At 31.2% G+C, this 19381-nt stretch carries 12 protein-coding genes; 10 read left to right on the top strand and 2 right to left on the bottom strand.

Features of this window, described 5'->3' with window-relative positions:
• Positions 1-27: 27 nt before the first annotated feature.
• From N4A55_RS01435 to mnmA, 7 genes are all read left to right on the top strand, one after another.
• Positions 28-846 (top strand): carbohydrate ABC transporter permease, encoded by an 819-nt coding sequence (locus tag N4A55_RS01435; RefSeq protein WP_443083803.1) that lies wholly within the window; start codon positions 28-30, stop codon positions 844-846.
• 203 nt (positions 847-1049) lie between these two features.
• Positions 1050-6458, top strand: coding sequence for a heparinase II/III domain-containing protein (locus N4A55_RS01430; protein ID WP_293753624.1), 5409 nt, complete (start codon positions 1050-1052; stop codon positions 6456-6458).
• A gap of 402 nt (positions 6459-6860) precedes the next feature.
• The gene (locus N4A55_RS01425; protein ID WP_330666276.1) at positions 6861-9224 is read left to right on the top strand and encodes an ATP-dependent Clp protease ATP-binding subunit; all 2364 of its coding nucleotides are present in this window, start codon (positions 6861-6863) and stop codon (positions 9222-9224) included.
• 143 nt (positions 9225-9367) lie between these two features.
• Entirely contained in the window at positions 9368-9787 is a 420-nt protein-coding gene (locus tag N4A55_RS01420; RefSeq protein ID WP_293753623.1) for an RrF2 family transcriptional regulator, read from the top strand.
• 52 nt (positions 9788-9839) lie between these two features.
• On the top strand, positions 9840-11021 hold the full coding sequence (gene nifS / locus N4A55_RS01415) for a cysteine desulfurase NifS (RefSeq protein ID WP_293753621.1): 1182 nt from the start codon (positions 9840-9842) through the stop codon (positions 11019-11021).
• Positions 11022-11070: 49 nt separating this feature from the next.
• On the top strand, positions 11071-11511 hold the full coding sequence (gene nifU, locus N4A55_RS01410; RefSeq protein WP_293753620.1) for a Fe-S cluster assembly scaffold protein NifU: 441 nt from the start codon (positions 11071-11073) through the stop codon (positions 11509-11511).
• Between the two features lie 85 nt (positions 11512-11596).
• Positions 11597-12679: a tRNA 2-thiouridine(34) synthase MnmA gene (gene mnmA, locus N4A55_RS01405; RefSeq protein ID WP_293753619.1), complete on the top strand. Its 1083-nt coding sequence runs from the start codon at positions 11597-11599 to the stop codon at positions 12677-12679.
• A gap of 270 nt (positions 12680-12949) precedes the next feature.
• Here the strand turns inward: mnmA and N4A55_RS01400 are convergent, their stop codons facing one another.
• Positions 12950-13951, bottom strand: a complete 1002-nt coding sequence (locus N4A55_RS01400) for a patatin-like phospholipase family protein (RefSeq protein ID WP_293753618.1) — start codon at positions 13949-13951, stop codon at positions 12950-12952.
• Between the two features lie 145 nt (positions 13952-14096).
• Positions 14097-14909, bottom strand: coding sequence for a histidinol-phosphatase HisJ family protein (locus N4A55_RS01395; protein WP_293753617.1), 813 nt, complete (start codon positions 14907-14909; stop codon positions 14097-14099).
• 433 nt (positions 14910-15342) lie between these two features.
• Here N4A55_RS01395 and N4A55_RS01390 point away from each other — a divergent pair, with 433 nt between their 5' ends.
• From N4A55_RS01390 to gap, 3 genes are all read left to right on the top strand, one after another.
• Entirely contained in the window at positions 15343-17013 is a 1671-nt protein-coding gene (locus N4A55_RS01390) for a Na/Pi cotransporter family protein (protein WP_293753615.1), read from the top strand.
• 186 nt (positions 17014-17199) lie between these two features.
• Positions 17200-18231 (top strand): sugar-binding transcriptional regulator, encoded by a 1032-nt coding sequence (locus N4A55_RS01385; protein ID WP_293753614.1) that lies wholly within the window; start codon positions 17200-17202, stop codon positions 18229-18231.
• A gap of 67 nt (positions 18232-18298) precedes the next feature.
• On the top strand, positions 18299-19288 hold the full coding sequence (gap, locus tag N4A55_RS01380) for a type I glyceraldehyde-3-phosphate dehydrogenase (RefSeq protein WP_293753613.1): 990 nt from the start codon (positions 18299-18301) through the stop codon (positions 19286-19288).
• Positions 19289-19381 lie beyond the last annotated feature (93 nt).

The raw sequence follows: 19381 nt of genomic DNA, 5'->3' as shown, positions 1-19381 counted from the left end.
AGGGAAAGGTGTCTGATTATGAACAAAATGAATAAAGCAACTAAAGCAATAATATATATTTCAATTACTATTATATGTCTATTAACATTACTTCCTCTAATTTGGATGTTATCAGCCTCACTTAAGCTAGATAAGGACGTATTTAGTATACCGATTCAATGGATTCCCCATAATCCACAATGGAAGAATTACATAATAATTTGGGATAAGATCCCATTTGCGTTATTTGTCTTTAATACTACAAAGCTAACTATAATCATCACATTAATACAGCTATTTACTAGTTCTTTTGCGGCTTATGGGTTTGCTAAATGCAAATTTAAAGGAAGAGATATACTGTTTCTATGTTATATAGCAACTATTGCAATTCCTTGGCAAGTATATATGCTGCCTCAATATTCAATGATGAATAAATTCGGACTAATTGATACCCATCTAAGTATTATTTTACTACAATCCTTCACTGCTTTTGGTGTATTCTTAATTCGTCAATTTTATTTAAGTATCCCAAACGAGCTTTTGGAAGCTGGAAGAATCGATGGAATGACCGAATATGGAATTTATTTTAAAATTATACTTCCTCTTTCAAAACCTGCATTATCTACATTAACAATATTTAGTTTTGTAGGAGTTTGGAATGATTTTATGGGTCCTATGATTTACTTCAATTCAGAGCATAATAAAACAATTCAATTAGGTATTAGAATGTTTATTTCACAATACTCTGCTGATTATAGTCTTATTATGGCAGCTTCTGTTATATCACTTATACCTGTATTTATTATTTTTATTGCATTCCAAAGATTTTTTGTAGAAGGCGTTGCAACTTCAGGATTAAAAGCGTAAATGGAAATACATATAACTATGAGATTGATAAAGACTAGAGATTAAGGAACTCTGTTAAAATAGACAGTTACAGATTTTAGATGTATTATTATAATTATTGATAGGGTAATTAATTGATTAATAGACATTAATAGAAAAATAATATTATATTTCGACTATTAATCAATATAATCTACAAAAAATAGAAGGAGGTATTATGTAAGATGAGTACAAAGAAGGTTTTAGCAATAATAGTAATTTTTTCAATACTATTTAGTGGAGCTTTTCCACTAAACCATGTACGAGCAGAAATATCAAAAAATTATAAGGTAGAGACGCCTATTCATAACTATAATTATGATAACTACGTTGGATCAACATCTACAGCTGTTAATCCAGACGGTTATACATTATATTGTTTTGAAGCCGATAAAAATACATTAACTGGTGAACAGGTTAATGGTAAAAATGGAAAGTCTCTTAAATTTACAACTACTGATAAGCTAGTTCTTTATAAAAGTGGATTAAATATTGATGGACTTGTTCATCTCGAAGCTAATATAAAGCTCGAAGATCAAAACAGTAAAAGAGGGTTATTTGAGTTAAAAAGTACTACAGGTGGAACTGTTTTCGCTCAAGTTGTATCTTTTGAAGTTGATGGATCTATAAAAGTTAACGGTAAGGCTATAGGGGAGACATATACAACTAACAAATGGTATAACATCAAAGGTATTGTGGATAATAAAAATAAAACAATGGATGTATATATTAATGGTGAAAAAAAAGCAGAAGATATTCAATTAGGTGCAAACTGGGTAAGTATATATGCAATTAAACATTACCAATTAGATACTAAGGATTCCAAAAGTGAAATGTATCTTGATGATATAAAAGTATCTAATATACAGTTGGATGCTGTGCTTTATGGAGAAGAAAACACAATTTTTGATTATAATTATGATAATTATGAAGGATCAACTAGTACATCTATCAATCCAGAAGGATATACATTATATGGTTTTGAAGCCGATAAGGATACATTAACAGGTGAACAGATTGCAGGAAAAGAAGGAAAATCTCTTAAGTTAGAGACTGCTGATAAGCTAGCTCTTTATCGAAGTGGATTAGCTATTGATGGATTTGTTCAACTTGAAGCTAATGTAAAACTTGAAGATCAAAACAGTAGAAGAGGTATATTTGAGTTAAAGAGTATTGCAGATGGAACTGTTTTTGCACAAGTTATATCTTTTGAGGTTGGAGGGGCTATAAAAGTTAACGGTAAGCCTATAGGGGAGACATATACAACTGACAAGTGGTATAACATCAAAGGTATTGTGGATAATAAAAATAAAACAATGGATGTGTATATTAACGGAGTTCAGAAAGTTAAAGATATATCATTAGGTAGTAAATGGAAAAGCATATTTGCATGCAAACATTACCAAGTAGATACTAAAGGAACAAGTAAAATGTATCTTGATGATATTAAATTTATTAACTTTTCTCAGGTATATACTACATATCCAACTATGGCTAGTAATTATGATAATTATGAAGGATCAACTACTAAAGCAATAAACCCTGAAAACTATACATTATATGGATTTAAAGCTATGACGAACACTTTGACTGGTGTAGAAGTTCCAGGGAAAGCAGGGAAATCTCTAAAATTCTCATCTAATGCTGATATAGCACTTTATAGAAGTGGATTAAAAATTAATGGACTTGTTCAACTTGAAGCTAATGTAAAATTTGAAGATTTAAACACTACCAGAAATATATTTGGGCTAAAAAGTATAGCTTCAGGAACACGCTTTGCAACTGTAATTACTTTCGCAGCTGGAGGAGCTATAAGAGTTAATGGTAAGGATATAGGTGAGAAATATGTATCTGATAAATGGTATAATATCAAAGCTTATTTAGATAATGAAAATAAAACAATGGATGTTTTTATTAATGGTGTAACAAAAGCTAAAAATATACAATTAGGTGATAATTGGAAACAGATATATGCCATAACACATAATCAGGTAGGTAAGCAATCTAGCAAAATGTACCTTGATGATATTAGTATTTCTGATTTGTGCCCAGTTACATTAACTTCAAAGGCTTGGGGATTAACAACAAATGGTGGATTTGAATTTAATGATTCAAATCTAAATTGGGTGAATCAATTAGGAGCAACTGGATGGATACCTAAAAAAGTTCAGGGTAATCCACAGTTTGAAGTAGATAGTAATGAAAGTGTTGATTTTGACAAGTCACTTAAGATATCTACTAAAGATAATGAAATTGGAGTCGTATATAAAGACGTAGATGTTACAGCAGGTGATAAATATAAAGTAAATTCATATGTAAAGACAGGAACAGATGCAACTTCTGCGAAAGTAGTAATAACAGCATATGATAGTAATGATACAACTGTAGATACATTTTCTTCAGATGAATTAGATAGTTCAGATTCATTTACTCCAGTTGAATTTTATTTAGAAGTACCTACTAATGTGGTTAAGTTAAGAGTAGAACATTATGTGAAAAATGGAACCGCATGGTTTGATAATACTTCAGTAAAAACAACACGATATGCTTTTATGAAACCAGATGGTATTCTTGGTAAGTATAGTAGTGCAGATGTAACACATCCATATCCTCATGATAAAATTAAAGAAATACACGGATATGGAATTAAGCTTAAAATAAACGGTGAAACACAACAAACATTAAAAGATGCTACAGATTCCTATATGTCTCTTACAGAAGCAGAATATATTAAGAATGTAAAAGATGCTGCAGCAAAACAAAGTTCTCTAGATAGGCGATCAAATTATGAGTATACTGCATTACAAATGGCAATGTTATATGAAATGACACAAGATGAAGCATATGCTAGACGTTCAGCAATCACAATGTTAGAGTTAGCTAATATGTATCCAAATATACCAAAAAAAGTAGTAACAGATCCATTCCATGCATTTGACAAGTATATTCCTACTTATTGTGTATTAGCTTATGACAAGACTTACAATTCAACAGAATGGAATAAACTCTCTAACGAAAGAGGTATTAATTCAAAAGATAATGTTGAATATTGGTTTAATTCAGCAGTAATGAATATGTACAGTATACATAATAATACATGGATGACTAATATTACACCATATGCAATAAGACAAACTTTTGGTACAGCTGTTATTCTAAATGACCCAGATATGATTAGATTAATTGTTCCATGGGTAAATCAGTTAGCATCAAACAAACACTTTTTTCCAGATGGAATATATGAGGATTTTTCTATAGATTATCATACTATGCCAGTAAACAATATGCTAGATGCTATTAAAATACTTGAATTATATAAAGATCCTGCAGGATATAGCGATTCAGAACATGGGATAGTCTTAAATAAAACGAATATTACAAGTGAATGGCCGTATTTAACAGCTTCTAAAACATTAAATCAAAGCGACTTGCATAAGTTCCCTAATGGAAGGGTAGTAACTATAAATGATACACATTATAGAACGAAAAAAACACTTCAACAAAATAATTTTGAAAAATTCGTAGGTTCAACTACTATTGCAAAAGATCCATTACCTTTTACACAAAATAATTTTGTAGCAGATAAAGATTATGTTACGGATTACCAGATACAACCTTCCAAAAAAAGAAAAAGCCTAAAATTCTATTCAAGCACAGCTGGTAATGAGTTGAGTATTGAACAAACAGGCTTGAATTATAATGGAGATATAGTACTTAAAGCAAGTGCTATGGTAGAAGATATTAATAGTGACAGAACAATATGCGATATAATATCAAATGATAGAAATATAATTGAAAAACTAGTTGAGTTTAAAGCTGGTGGTCCAATCCACGTTCTTGGTGAAAATACTGGAAGTTCATATGTTCCAGGAATATGGTATGATGTATTAGCTATTTTAGATAATGAGGGTAAAAAAGTAACGGTATTTATTAATGGAAACAAAAAAGGTACCAAGTCATTAGATGAACAGTGGCAAAATTTAGATACAGTTAAATTTTCTCAAACAGGTACAGGGCAATCAGCTGGGGTAATGTATCTTGATAATGTAAATATCTATCAGACATTTGACCCAAATGATGTATCACTACCAATAGCTAATGAAAATCTTAATAACATTGAAAGATGGAGTCTAGGACTTTTTGGTCTTAAACAAGGAGATACAAATGATGCAATGCAGGCTTCTTTAGTATTTGACTCTATTGCGGCAGGTACTCCATATGGTGGAGGGCATATGCATGCTAACTCTTTAGGACTAATATTATGGGGATCAGGTATGGAAGTATTACCAGATTCAGGATATCCAAAAATAACAGCTGCTAATCGTTATTTACATATGGATGCAGTTATGCATAATAGTTCATGGGTTTGGCACAAAGATGCAGAACCTTACAGTAGTAGGTTTACAGAAGGTCATCGTTCATCGTTATTAGCATATGATCCTGGAACAGTTTCTAGTAAACAAGTACAATTGGTTGAGGCATCACAGCCTGGTCCAGTTGGCGACTTGGTAGATATGAAACGAAGACTATTATTAATGGTTAATATAGAGGGTAACCAAAACTATGTTGTAGATTTGCAGCGTCTTAAAGGCGGTCAGGCACATGAAATGTTCTTACGTCCAACTGATGAAGAAGATACTACTTTTAGTACTTCATTATCATTAATAAATCAAAGTGGTAATGTGAAGGACTACTTAGCGTCAATAAATAAAGAAGAAGGTTTGAAAGATTATAGAAAAGAACGTATAGAACCTAAAACATCTAGTGGTGAAAGTGATTTTGAATTTACTTGGACGGGTGTGAAAACAGGAACTTCTCTTAAAGCATATATGAATGGAGTACAAAATAGCGATATAATTTTTTCAAAAGTTCCTACACTAAGAAGAACACTTAATATTCCAGATATAAAAGATGAATTCTATGGGGATCATTTTAATCGTAGACGTATTGTAACTCCTACAGATATTACACAATTTGCATCAGTTTATGAAACTTGGAGAAAAGATGAAAATGCAAAGATCCAATCAGTTGAATGGAAAACTGATGAAATTACTAATCCTGATCCTATGGCATGTGCAGTAGTCGTTACTACAGATATGTATGAAGATACTATTTATATAAGTGATGATACTGTAGCTAGAACAGTTAATGGAATTACATTCTCTGGTAAAGTTGCCATTCTAAGAAAAGATAAAACAGGTGGTATTGTGTGGAGATATATTTACGGACCAGGAAGTGTTGAAGTAGATGGTCAAGTAGTTAATGGACAGAATGCATTAACTAAAACTGTAACATCTACAACAACTTCTTATGATGGTTCAAGCCCAAATACTATAACAGTAGACAGTACATTAGCATTTGATAATTCGTTAATGGATACGTGGCTAACAGTTAAATTTGGAGATGGAAGCGGATATGGATTAAAAATTGAAAATGTAAATAATAATGTGATTAAAGTACATGATACAGTTCCATTTAGTATTACAGAAAATGGTGCGAAAATGTTGTATTTCCCATATACACATCATCTAGAACCAGATATTAATGGTGATGTAACAATTGAAATTAATATACCTACATTTTCATTTGATTAATTATTAAAAAATAAATAAGTAAAGGTTTTATTCTCTTTAACGAGAAGCTAAGAAGTGAGACTTATAGATTAATGTACTACGATGGTACGTTAATCTGAGTCTTGCTTTTTTTTAAGCCAATTGATAAATACGTTAATAACTAAATGAGTGGAATATATTTACTTATAAGAATTAATATTAAGGATGATTGTTTATGGTTTTACATAGCAAGACATTTTAAATGGATAATTTATTAATAAACTGTTAATTATTATAAATAATTAAATAATAATATAGACTAATAATGCTAAATATGTTAAGTTAGTAACATAGTAGAATATTAAATAAAACAAATTGTATCTATAGTAATAATTAGATTAAATTATTATTAATTAAAGGGTTATATATATAGGAGATGATATAATGAAATGTTCAATTTGTCATAAAAATACAGCTGTCGTTTTTGTTTCTAAAATAGTAGATGGAAAACAAGAACGATTAGGTATGTGTCTTCCATGTGCACAGAAAAGTGGAATGGCACCTCTAGACCAACTAATTGGTCAAAGTGGTATGAGTCCAGAAGAATTTGAGAATGTTAATCAGCAGATGATGACTATGTTTGAAAATGTAGATATGGATGAATTAACATCTTCAATGAGCGATCCTGATGGAGTAGAAGGAGGTAACTCCTTTATGAATCTATTAAATAGTGCTTTTTCTGGATTGAAAAATAGTAATAAATCAGAATTTCAACCTGAAGAAGAGATAGAACAGGAACAAGTACCTAATTCTAATAATACTTCTGGATCTGGTGTCAGAACTAAAAAGAAAAAGGTTGCTAAGAAAAATAAACGTAAGTACCTTGATACTTATGGTATAAATTTAACAGAAAATGCCATTAATGGAAAAGTAGATAGAATTATTGGTAGAAATAGAGAAATAGATAGAGTTATACAGATATTAAACCGCCGATCTAAAAACAATCCTATCCTCATAGGAGAACCAGGGGTAGGCAAAACTGCAATTGCCGAGGGCCTTGCAGTGAGAATAGTTGAAAATCAAATACCTGCAAAACTAATTGGTACCGAAATCTACTTATTGGATTTGACGGCTGTTGTTGCTGGTACACAATTTAGAGGACAGTTTGAATCTCGAATGAAAGCTATAATCAACGAAGCAAAAGAGTGTGGTAACGTAATACTTGTTATAGATGAAGTCCATAATATTGTTGGAGCCGGTGAAGCAGAAGGTGGTTCAATGAATGCTGCTAATATTTTGAAACCTGCTTTAGCTAGAGGTGAAATCCAAGTAATAGGTGCTACAACACTTGATGAATACAGAAAACACATAGAAAAGGATACAGCATTAGAAAGAAGATTCCAACCTGTTAAGGTTGATGAACCCAATGTTGAAGATAGTATAGAGATACTAAAAGGGATCAAGAATTATTATGAGGATTTTCATAAGGTTAAGATATCAGATGAGATTATTGAATATGCAGTAAATCTATCAGAAAGATATATTAACGATAGATTTTTACCAGATAAGGCAATTGACGTCATTGATGAAGCAGGTTCTCGTACTAACTTATTAAATCTAGGATTAGTTGAATTAGAAGCATTGAGAAGAGAATTAAGCAAGGTCATTGATGAGAAGGAAGAAGCGGCAGCAAACGATGATTATGAAAAAGCTGCTAGGTGTAAAGTTAGTGAGTTTGACTTGCTTTCTAAGATTGAAAAGATAGAGAAACAATGTAATAATGTAGCAATTAATAAGGAAGATATCGCATATGTTATAGAAGCTTGGACTAAGATACCTGTTCAAAACATATCTGAATCAGAAGCTAAGAAACTTCTTAACTTAGAAGATAGATTGCATGAGAGAGTTATAGGACAAGAAAATGCAGTAGTTAGATTATCTAAATCAATTAGAAGAAATCGTTCTGGATTTAGAAAGAGGAAAAAACCTTCATCATTTATTTTTGTAGGTACTACTGGTGTAGGTAAGACTGAGTTGACTAAGGCTTTGGCTCATGAATTATATGGCACAGAAGATGCTATGATTAGATTTGATATGTCAGAGTTCATGGAGAAACATACGGTATCCAAATTGATTGGAGCACCTCCAGGATATGTAGGATATGATAGGGCTGGGCAACTTACTGAAAAAGTAAGACGCAAACCGTATTCAGTAATATTGTTAGATGAAATTGAAAAGGCTCATGCTGATGTATTTAATATTTTACTTCAGATATTAGAAGATGGAAGATTAACTGATAATACTGGGCGTGTAGTAAGTTTCGAAGATACTGTAATTATAATGACATCAAATGCAGGTACAGCTCAAAAAACTAACGGTATAGGGTTTGGTAAAAATGATTTTGACAGTCTTGAGCGTAAATGTAAGGAAGCTTTAGAACAGGTGTTTAGACCGGAGTTTCTTAATAGAGTAGATGAGACGGTAGTATTTACAGAGTTAAATAAGGATGAACTTAGAGATATTATTGATTTGATGTTAAATGAAGTAATTACAGAAGCAAGACTTAAGAATATTACTATTAAGATTAATGAGGATATCAAAGAATTCATCTTGGAAAAAGGTTATGATGCAAAATATGGTGCTAGACCATTAAGAAGGACAATACAAAGATATATTGAAGATGAGATTGCTGAAAGTTACATTAAGGGTAATATAAAAGATGGTTGTACGGCAATTCTTAATTTAAAAGATGATAAGATTGTGATTAAAGTAAAGGATAATGATATAGATACAATTGAACATGAATAATATATGTGGGCTGCCTGGTGGGTGGCCTATAAAATTGTTTGAAATATTTTGTATACACATATTGACATATGTAAAAAAAAATGATAATCTTATAATAAATTTAAATCCTAGTGTTCTACTAGGAATTTAATTGAGGTGTTAGTATGAAATTATCGACGAGAGGTAGATATGGTTTAAGAGCTATGGTAGATCTAGTTGTGAATAGCAAGGAAACCAATATTTCGTTAAAAAGCATATCCCAGCGGCAAGGTATTTCTATGAACTATCTTGAGCAAATTATTTCTGTTCTTAAGAAATCAGGGTATGTAAAAAGTGTAAGAGGTGCAAAAGGTGGATATTCATTGGCAAAATCACCAAAGGATATTTCTGTTGGGGATATATTAAGAGCATTGGAAGGTGATCTTAATCCAGTAGATTGTGCTCTAGTTAATGAAGAAAAACAATGTGATGAAGCTGATTGCTGTATTACAAAAGTTGTTTGGAAAAAAATAAGTGATAGTATTAATGACGTTGTTAATAATATATCATTACAAGATCTAATAGATGGTCATAATGAATTATAATAAAGCTAGGAGATTATAATTAATAAGATATACAGTAAAAGAGGAGATAAAGATGGATAGAAAAGTATATTTTGATAATGCTGCTACAACTAGTGTACACCCAGAAGTGTTGGAAACAATGTTACCATATTTTACACAGAATTTTGGTAATCCTTCAAGCATATATGAAATTGGACAGAATAATAAAAATGCTATAGATGATGCAAGAGAACAAGTTGCAAAATTAATAGGTGCCAAGCCAGTAGAAATATTTTTTACTAGTGGAGCGACAGAAGCTGATAACTGGGCTATAAAAGGTATAGCAGAGAGTTATAAGAATAAAGGAAATCATATTATAACTTCAACTGTTGAGCATCACGCTGTTTTACACACATGTGAATATCTTGAGAAAAATGGATTTGAAGTTACTTATTTACCTGTTGATGAAAATGGATTGATAAGTATAGATGCTCTTAAGAAAGCAATTAAAGATACAACCATTTTAATAACAATTATGTTTGCTAATAATGAAATAGGAAGTATTCAGCCAATAAAACAGATTGGTGAAGTAGCTAGAGAAAATAAAATAATTTTTCATACTGATGCTGTACAAGCTATCGGACAGGTTCCAGTTGATGTAGAAGATATGAATATTGATTTGTTATCTTTGACTGGTCATAAGCTTAATGGACCAAAAGGTACAGGTGCTTTGTATGTTAAGAAAGGTATTAAGCTTAAGGCTTTCATTCACGGTGGAGCTCAAGAAAGAAGACGTCGTGGGGGAACAGAGAATGTTCCAGGTATTGTTGGATTGGGTAAAGCATCAGAGATTGCTGAATCTAACATGAAAGAAAAGACTAAGCAATTAATTAAATTAAGAGATAAATTGATAAAAGGTATTAAGGAAGAGATACCATATTGTAAGTTAAATGGTGATCCAGTAAAAAGATTACCTAACAATGTTAATTATAGTTTTGAATTTATTGAAGGAGAATCATTACTTATTATGTTAGATATGAAAGGTATAAGTGCATCTAGTGGTTCTGCTTGTACATCAGGTTCACTTGATCCGTCTCATGTTTTATTGGGTATTGGTCTTCCTCATGAAATAGCACATGGTTCATTAAGATTAACTTTGGGAATTAATAGTACAGAGGAAGATGTAGATTACATTATTGAAGTTTTACCAAGTATAGTTAAGAGATTAAGAGATATGTCACCTTTATATGAGGATTTTGTAAAAAACAATAAATAGAGTAAATAAATTAGGTGCTTATTAATAAAAAAAAATTGAGGTGTTAGTTATGTATACTAAAAAAGTAATGGATCATTTTGTTAATCCTAGAAATATGGGAGAACTTGAAAATGCAGACGGTGTTGGTACTGTTGGAAACGCTAAATGTGGGGACATTATGCGTATCTACCTAAAAGTGGAAGATGAAATCATCAAAGATGTAACTTTTAAAACTTTCGGATGTGGTGCTGCAGTAGCAACAAGTAGTATTGCAACAGAATTAGTTAAGGGGAAATCAATAAAAGATGCTTTGAAAATTACTAATGATGCAGTTGTAGAAGCGCTAGATGGATTACCAAAAGCTAAAATACACTGTTCATTATTAGCTGAGGAAGCTTTACATGCAGCTTTATGGGATTATTCTAAGAAACATGGAATTGATATAGAAGGTCTAGAACCACCAAAGGCAGATATACATGACGACCATCCCATTGATACAGAAGATGAATAGAAAATTTTAATAGGGCGATTTAATGGCATAACGGATTTATGAATAATACTTAAAAAGTTGTGTAATATATAGAACAGGTGATTAAATGGACAGAGAAAAAGTAGTAGTTGGTATGTCAGGTGGAGTTGATAGTTCCGTTGCAGCTTATCTACTAAAAGAACAAGGTTACGATGTTATCGGAGTAACAATGCAGATATGGCAGGATGAAGAAATAGATATTCAAGAAGAAAATGCTGGATGTTGTGGCCTTAGTGCAGTAGATGATGCACGTCGTGTTGCAGATGCTCTTGAAATTCCCTATTATGTTATGAATTTCAAAGGAGAGTTCAAGGATAGTGTTATAGATTATTTCGTTGATGAATATCAAAAAGGTAATACGCCTAATCCTTGTATTGCATGTAATAGATATGTAAAATGGGAATCAATGCTTAAAAGGAGTCTTGCTATAGGTGCTAAGTATATAGCAACAGGGCATTATGCTAGGGTTATAGAATTACCTAATGGAAGATATACATTAAAGAAAGCTGTTGGTATAAGAAAAGATCAGACTTATGCATTATATAACCTTACTCAAGATCAATTAAAACATACACTCATGCCAGTTGGTGAGTATTCCAAAGAAGAAATTAGGAAAATCGCCGAAAACATAAATGTAAGAATTGCCAATAAACCAGATAGTCAAGAAATATGTTTTGTACCTGATAATGATTATTCAGCTTTTATAGAAGAGTATACTAATAAAAAAGTCCCTGAAGGTAATTTTGTAGATGTGAATGGAAAAGTCTTAGGTAGACATAAGGGGATAATTAATTATACGGTAGGGCAACGCAAGGGGCTTGGATTATCTTTAGGGAAACCCGCTTTTGTTGTAGAGATAAGACCTGATACTAATGAAGTTGTTATTGGTGATAATAGTGATGTATTTAGTGATATTTTATACGCTGATAATGTTAATCTGATGGCAATAGAAGAGATAGAAGGAAAATTGAAGGTAGAAGCGAAGATTCGTTATAGTCATAAACCTGCTTCGTGTACTATAGAGATGGTTGGTGAAGATACATTGAAATGTGTATTTGATGAGCCGCAGAGAGCTATAACACCGGGGCAAGCAGTAGTGTTTTATGATGGAGATATTCTTATTGGTGGAGGAAATATAATAAGAAGATAGGGAATTTTAAAAAAAATTAAGTGGACAACGGTAGTATAATTAAAACCATATATAGTGATAATCCTTTTCATTACGTTTTTGTTGTTTTATCTGTTTTAATAAGGATACTACAAGCCGTAAAAGGCGTTCTTATCACTATATATGGTTATTTATTTGTCTCATGTCACATTTGAATAAAATATGTTTTGAGGAATCAACTTTTAGCAAGGAATATATTGAACTTATTGAAATGGGAATAGATGATTAGGTTCAATATATATAATTAGACTGTTAGATGTTCAGTAGTTTGACTAGTTGATTTATTTTGTGTCTATTTAGTAGGATAAGTTCGGCGGCTTTTCCTTTTAGGAAATCTATATTTCTTTCTGATGAATCGTCTAATTCGGAGGATATTCCATTGAGGGATATTTCAAATCTATATTCTTTGACGTCATCCATGCTGTTGATGATGTAGTTGTCGCTTTCCATTTGGGAATCCATGTATGCAGTTAGTAGAGGGATTCCACTTATAGGGTTCATCCATCCTAGGACTCCCCATTTTTTTACTTTTTTACATTCGTAGGTTCTTACATATTCGCCGGTACCCAGGGATACAATTATATATTGTTTTGCATGGGGGTATAATTTTTTGGCGTATGTATAGGCGCATAGTGAAGGGTTATTGCAGAATATTCCTCCATCTACAAAGCAGTAGGATTCACCTGTTGTTATAGTTTTGACATTAGCTGGAGGTAAGTATGTAGGTGCAGCTGATGATGATAGACCAACGTCCTTTAGGAAAAAATTATGGTAGTAATCTCTAACGTCTGTGCGATATTTAAATAAATATGGTCTCATAGATATCATATCATAGGTAGGTATAATTAAATTGGATAGAGAATCTTCTAGTGTAAGGTTCTTGAAGTTTTGTCGTAGTAATCTACGTAGTGTTTTGCCATTGTATTTGGGTCGAAAAAAGTGTTTTATTGTTTGACATATTTCACATTTTGCTTCAGGAAAGATTTTTTTTGTTTTATTTTCGTATAAGTCTAATAATAGGTCTAGCCTTTCACGGTCCGTATAGTCTTCTGGTGGTTTTATTAACATTAAGGATATTAATGAACCAGTAGAAGTGCCTGATATAACATCAAATAAATCATAAAAAGGTGTTTTATTACCAAAACTATCTAATTCATTTCTAAGATGGTTTAGAAATATACATGGAATTAGACCTCGTACGCCTCCGCCGTCAATAGATAGAATCTTAACAATATCTTTTTTATTATTAGCCATGTTAACACCCAAAGAGTTTCTTATTTAAATTATATATGAAACTTCTTGTCTTTTATAACTAAATAAGAAAAAGCATATTGCTTTCTAGTAATCTTATAATCTTAGATATAATCACATAGTTTTTCTATTTAGCTTATTACTGGCTTTAATCAGGTATTTTAATGAATTCAGGTTTTCTTTGTTCAAAAACTGTAAAATATTTGAAACCGCATTCTTTTAAAACATTATATGCCATATCAAAGTTATATGCAAGATGTTTCGGGAAATGAGCATCGGAACCAATGGTTATTATTTCGCCTCCTAATTGTCTATATCGCTGTATGATTTCTGTATTAGGATGTGGTTCGTTTAAGTCTTTACGATAACCAGAGGTATTAAGTTCTATTCCATGACCTGTTTCAATAATTTGCATTAATATTTTATCAATAAGTTCACTATAATTATAGTAGTATAATTTTTTATCTTCATAATGTCCATAACGTATTATATAGTCAAGGTGACCGTATACATTATAATTGTCATAGTTGGTTACATTATATAGAATGTCTTCTAAGTATCTGGAATAAGCTTCTTTTTTAGTCTTGTTAAGATAATACGAGCCAAAATATGGGTCAACTTTATCTACAACATGTGTTGAAGCGATAACAAAATCAAAGGGGTAATCATTGATGACTTTATTGACAGTATCATAAATATGTGGTTGCAGACCTAATTCTATACCGAACAATAATTGGATTTTATCTTTATATTTTTCTTTTAGTTCAAGAAATGTTTTGAAATAATTAGGTAAGTCAATATCAAATGTTAAATCTGGAGTGCTTGGATAATCATAGTCATAATGATCTGTAAAGCATAATTTAATAAAATTGTGTTGGATAGCATGTAAAATCTGTGTTTCCATTGGATATGTACAATCATCTGAAAAAGATGTATGTGTATGGTAATCATAGTAACTCATAATTTGTCACCTTTCTTTCTATATAAAAATAACTTAATAAAATCAATAATTTTTATTAATAATATATAATAAGTGAATTATTAAATAATTGAAAATGGTTAAAGTTAGTAATAAAATCGTGTAGTAAAAAATGTATAAATCTTTATCTGAATATTATACTAAAAAACTATAAAAACAACAAGAGGTGTAAGTATATTGCTTAGTTATCACAGGTGTATTTGGCATAATTACTAAAAAACGAGAGAAAAAAAATGATTATTGATAAATATTTTTGCTTGTTTTTATTGAAATGATTATGATACTATTAATGTATTGTTAATAATATATTAACATTTTATTTACATAATCATTTATTCTATTTTTTATTTTTAAGTTTCTCTCTATTTATTCATCTAAGACAAAATATATATCACAATTAGGAGGAAATATCTAAATGAATTGGCTAACAAAGGAATACATATTTATATTTTTTGCATTTATTGGCGGTTTTGGTATGTTCCTATACGGTATGCACATTATGGCTGAAGGTCTTCAAAAATCAGCAGGTAATAAGATGAAAAGTCTGCTTGGTGCATTAACCAACAATAGATTTTTAGCAGTTACAGTTGGTGCACTGGTAACAGCCATTATTCAAAGTAGTTCTGCTTGTACTGTAATGGTAGTTGGATTTGTTAATGCAGGTTTATTCAATTTATCACAAGCTGTAGGAGTTATAATGGGAGCAAACATTGGTACAACTATTACTTCTTGGATAGTATCAAGTCAAGAATGGTTAGTGTTTTTTAAACCATCAAAATTAGCACCATTAGCTATTGGAATTGGTGCCTTGTTATTATTTTTTGCAAAAAATCAACGTAAAAAACAAATTGGTGAGATTATCATTGGGTTTGGTCTATTATTTATAGGTCTTGAATATATGAAAGATGCAATAGAACCTTTCCAAGATTCACCGGCATTTACAGAAGCATTTAGAATGTTTGGAAGAAATCCAGTCTTAGGTATTTTAACAGGTGCAATTGTAACAGCAATCATTCAGAGTAGTTCTGCATCAGTTGGTATTTTGCAAACAGTAGCAACAGTAACATTTGTTCCGTGGAGTGCTGCTGTATATATTATTCTTGGGCAAAACATTGGTACTTGTGTAACAGCAATGTTATCAAGTATTGGAGCTAATAAAACAGCTAAAAGAGCAGCGTATATTCATTTATTATTTAACGTCATTGGTACAGTGATTTTCGCAATATTATGTGTAGTATATTTTACATTCATTAATCCTAACTTTGGTAATAATATAGCTGTTAATATGGTAGGTATCAGTATATTCCATACGGTTTTCAATATCAGTAATACGGTTCTTCTCTTCCCATTTGCAGATAAACTTGTATCATTATCCAAGAGAATCGTAAGAGGTAAAGATGCAGAAGATCAAACTGAAGAACAGGTTGCCTTAAGACACCTTGATGATAGAATACTTGAAACCCCAAGTTTTGCTGTGGAAAATGCAATCAAAGAAGTTATACACATGGGTTATTTAGCTGTAGAAAATGCTAAACTTGCCACATCAGCTATAATAGAAAAAGATGTGGAAAAAGTTAATAAAGTATATGAAGAAGAAAAGAATATTAATGCTTTAGAAAGACTTATTACAGAATATCTAATAAAGATTAGCAATTCAGTTATCAATGAAAGACAAAATGAGATTATAACTAATCTATTCCATACAGTTAATGATATTGAACGTGTTGGAGATCATGCGGAAAATATAGCAGAACTTGCAGAATATTTCATTGAAAATGATCTAACTTTCTCTGAAAGTGCAAATCAGGAACTGTTGGATATATCAGATAGAGCTACTGAAACAATAGAACTTGCAATAAAGTCAAGAGAAAATGATGATGTAGACCTTGTTAGAAAGGTTGAGCAAAACGAAGATCTAGTAGATGGATTAGAAGATGAGTTGAGAGAGAAACATATAAGGAGATTAGCTCAAAACATATGCGATTCAACTACAGGTGTGGTATTTTTAGATCTAATAAGCAATTATGAAAGAATATCAGACCATGCACTAAATATTGCTTATTATGTTAGAGATGAATTATTATAGACTAGAAGGGGCAGATAGCTGCCCCTTGTTAATATTTTGTTAAAAACATAAAAAAAACTTGAAATTATATATTACATTGTTTATAATATAAATTGGGATGAATTGGTGGTTTAATTCCTTTTTTTTGAAGCAATAGGGACTATAATTGTTCATAGGGCCCCAGAAGGTACCGAAAGGTGATTTGTAATGGAGAATACCTTATTAACACTTAAGAAAATTATTCCAAAAGAGATTGATATATTGCAACGAAGATATGAAATATTAAAGGGAATACATATTTATCAACCAATAGGAAGACGAAGCTTATCCCAAAAATTATTAATATCAGAAAAAATCATTAGGAATGAAACTGAATATTTGAAATCACAAGGTTTTATACTAGTATCAAGTGTTGGTATGAGTACTACTGGTACAGGAGATACTATACTGGATGATTTAAAAGAGATTATGCATCACGTAAAAGGTCTTAATTATATGGAAGAAGAAGTTAAGAGACTTATAGGGTGCAAAGAGGTAGTTGTTGTACATGGCAATTCATCAAAATATGATGATATAAAAGAAAATATTGGAAAAGCTGCCGTCGATGTTTTATTAAAAAATATTAAAGATAATTCTATCATTGCTCTTACTGGTGGAAGTACAGTTTACAATGTAGTTAAATCTTTGAATAATAAACCAAATACATCCTATGAAAACGTACTAGTTGTTCCAGCTAGAGGTAGTTTAAGGAATAATGTTGAATATCAAGCTAACACTATAGTATCTAAGCTTGCTAAGAAACTAAATGGAGATTATGAACTCCTCAATATACCAGATAACCTAAGCAAAAAGGCACTTGACAGTGTAAGAAAAGAACCTGAAATTGAGCAAACCTTATCTAATATCCTAAAAGCTAATATAATACTTTTTGGTATAGGTAATGCTTATGAGATGGCTGGAAGAAGGAACTTACCTGAACCAGTTATAGATTTTCTTCATAGAAGGCAGGCTGTTGCTGAAGCACTGGGTTATTATTTTAATAAAAATGGTAAAATAGTGTATACATCAAGGTCAATTGGTATAAAATTAGAACATATGACTAAGACTCCTTATCCTATAGCTGTAGCAGGAGGAGCTAAAAAGGCAGAAGCTATAATAGCTGTAAAGAATATTATTAAAAACGGTTCGTTAATAATTGATGAAGATGCAGCCAATAGAATTACCAAGATTATGAAGTAAGACTAGAGTGTTTATTAACTGTTATACAGTTTAATATAAAAATTATAATTTTAGGAGGAACAAGAATATGGCAAAAATTGCAATTAATGGATTTGGACGTATCGGACGTAACGCATTTAAAGTAGCTATGGAACAAGGAGTTGATATCGTAGCTATTAATGATTTAACAGATGCTAATACATTAGCTCACTTATTAAAATATGATTCATGCTTTGGTAGATTTGAAGGAACTGTAGAAGTTGGAAATGGAACTTTAGTAGTTAATGGAAAAGAAATCAAAGTATTAGCTGAAAGAAATCCTGCAGATCTTCCTTGGAAAGAATTAGGTGTAGATATTGTTATTGAGTCAACTGGTTTATTCAGACAAAAAGAAAAAGCTCAATTACATATTGATGCTGGTGCTAAGAAAGTAATCATTTCAGCTCCTGGTAAAGGAACAAAATCAATTGTAATGGGTGTTAACGAAGAAGATTATAACCCAGCAGAAGATAACATCATTGATAACGCTTCATGTACAACTAACTGTTTAGCACCATTTGCTAAAGTGTTAAATGATACTTTCGGTATCAAAAGAGGTATCATGACTACAGTTCACTCATATACTAATGACCAAAGAATCTTAGACTTACCTCACGAAGATTTAAGAAGAGCTCGTGCAGCAGCTGAGTCTATTATTCCAACAACTACTGGAGCAGCTGAAGCAGTAGCAAAAGTTATCCCTTCATTAAAAGGTAAATTAACTGGTATGGCTATGCGTGTACCTAGTCCTACAGTATCTGTTGTTGACTTAACAGTAGAATTAGGAAAAGAAGTAACAGTTGAAGAAGTTAATGGTGCTTTAAAAGCTGCATCAGAAGGAAGTAATGTACTTGGATATTCTGATGAACCATTAGTATCAATCGATTACAGAAAAGATTCACGTTCATCAATCGTTGATGGATTAGCAACACTTGTTATGGAAGGAAGCTTAGTTAAAGTAGTTTCTTGGTATGATAATGAGTGGGGTTATTCAAACAGAATTATTGACTTAGCAAAATATGTAGCTGAAAGACTTTAATTATATAGGTTTGAATAGATTTAAATAAGGTCCATATGGTCCTCTCTTGTAGGTCAGACTATAGGGAGGACTTTTTTAATACTCATATAGTAT

The sequence above is a fragment of the Vallitalea sp. genome, assembly GCF_025211055.1.
Classification (GTDB): Bacteria; Bacillota; Clostridia; order Lachnospirales; family Vallitaleaceae; genus Vallitalea.
Note: the sequence above shows the minus strand (reverse complement) of the source record. Positions and strands in the feature narration are given on the sequence as shown.

Excerpts from the sequence above, each read along its gene's own strand:
- N4A55_RS01435 (WP_443083803.1), top strand. The coding sequence starts at position 28 with ATGAATAAAGCAACTAAAGCAATAATATATATTTCAATTACTATTATA.
- N4A55_RS01430 (WP_293753624.1), top strand. The coding sequence starts at position 1,050 with ATGAGTACAAAGAAGGTTTTAGCAATAATAGTAATTTTTTCAATACTA.
- N4A55_RS01425 (WP_330666276.1), top strand. The coding sequence starts at position 6,861 with ATGAAATGTTCAATTTGTCATAAAAATACAGCTGTCGTTTTTGTTTCT.
- N4A55_RS01420 (WP_293753623.1), top strand. The coding sequence starts at position 9,368 with ATGAAATTATCGACGAGAGGTAGATATGGTTTAAGAGCTATGGTAGAT.
- nifS (WP_293753621.1), top strand. The coding sequence starts at position 9,840 with ATGGATAGAAAAGTATATTTTGATAATGCTGCTACAACTAGTGTACAC.
- nifU (WP_293753620.1), top strand. The coding sequence starts at position 11,071 with ATGTATACTAAAAAAGTAATGGATCATTTTGTTAATCCTAGAAATATG.
- mnmA (WP_293753619.1), top strand. The coding sequence starts at position 11,597 with ATGGACAGAGAAAAAGTAGTAGTTGGTATGTCAGGTGGAGTTGATAGT.
- N4A55_RS01400 (WP_293753618.1), bottom strand. The coding sequence starts at position 13,951 with ATGGCTAATAATAAAAAAGATATTGTTAAGATTCTATCTATTGACGGC.
- N4A55_RS01395 (WP_293753617.1), bottom strand. The coding sequence starts at position 14,909 with ATGAGTTACTATGATTACCATACACATACATCTTTTTCAGATGATTGT.
- N4A55_RS01390 (WP_293753615.1), top strand. The coding sequence starts at position 15,343 with ATGAATTGGCTAACAAAGGAATACATATTTATATTTTTTGCATTTATT.
- N4A55_RS01385 (WP_293753614.1), top strand. The coding sequence starts at position 17,200 with ATGGAGAATACCTTATTAACACTTAAGAAAATTATTCCAAAAGAGATT.
- gap (WP_293753613.1), top strand. The coding sequence starts at position 18,299 with ATGGCAAAAATTGCAATTAATGGATTTGGACGTATCGGACGTAACGCA.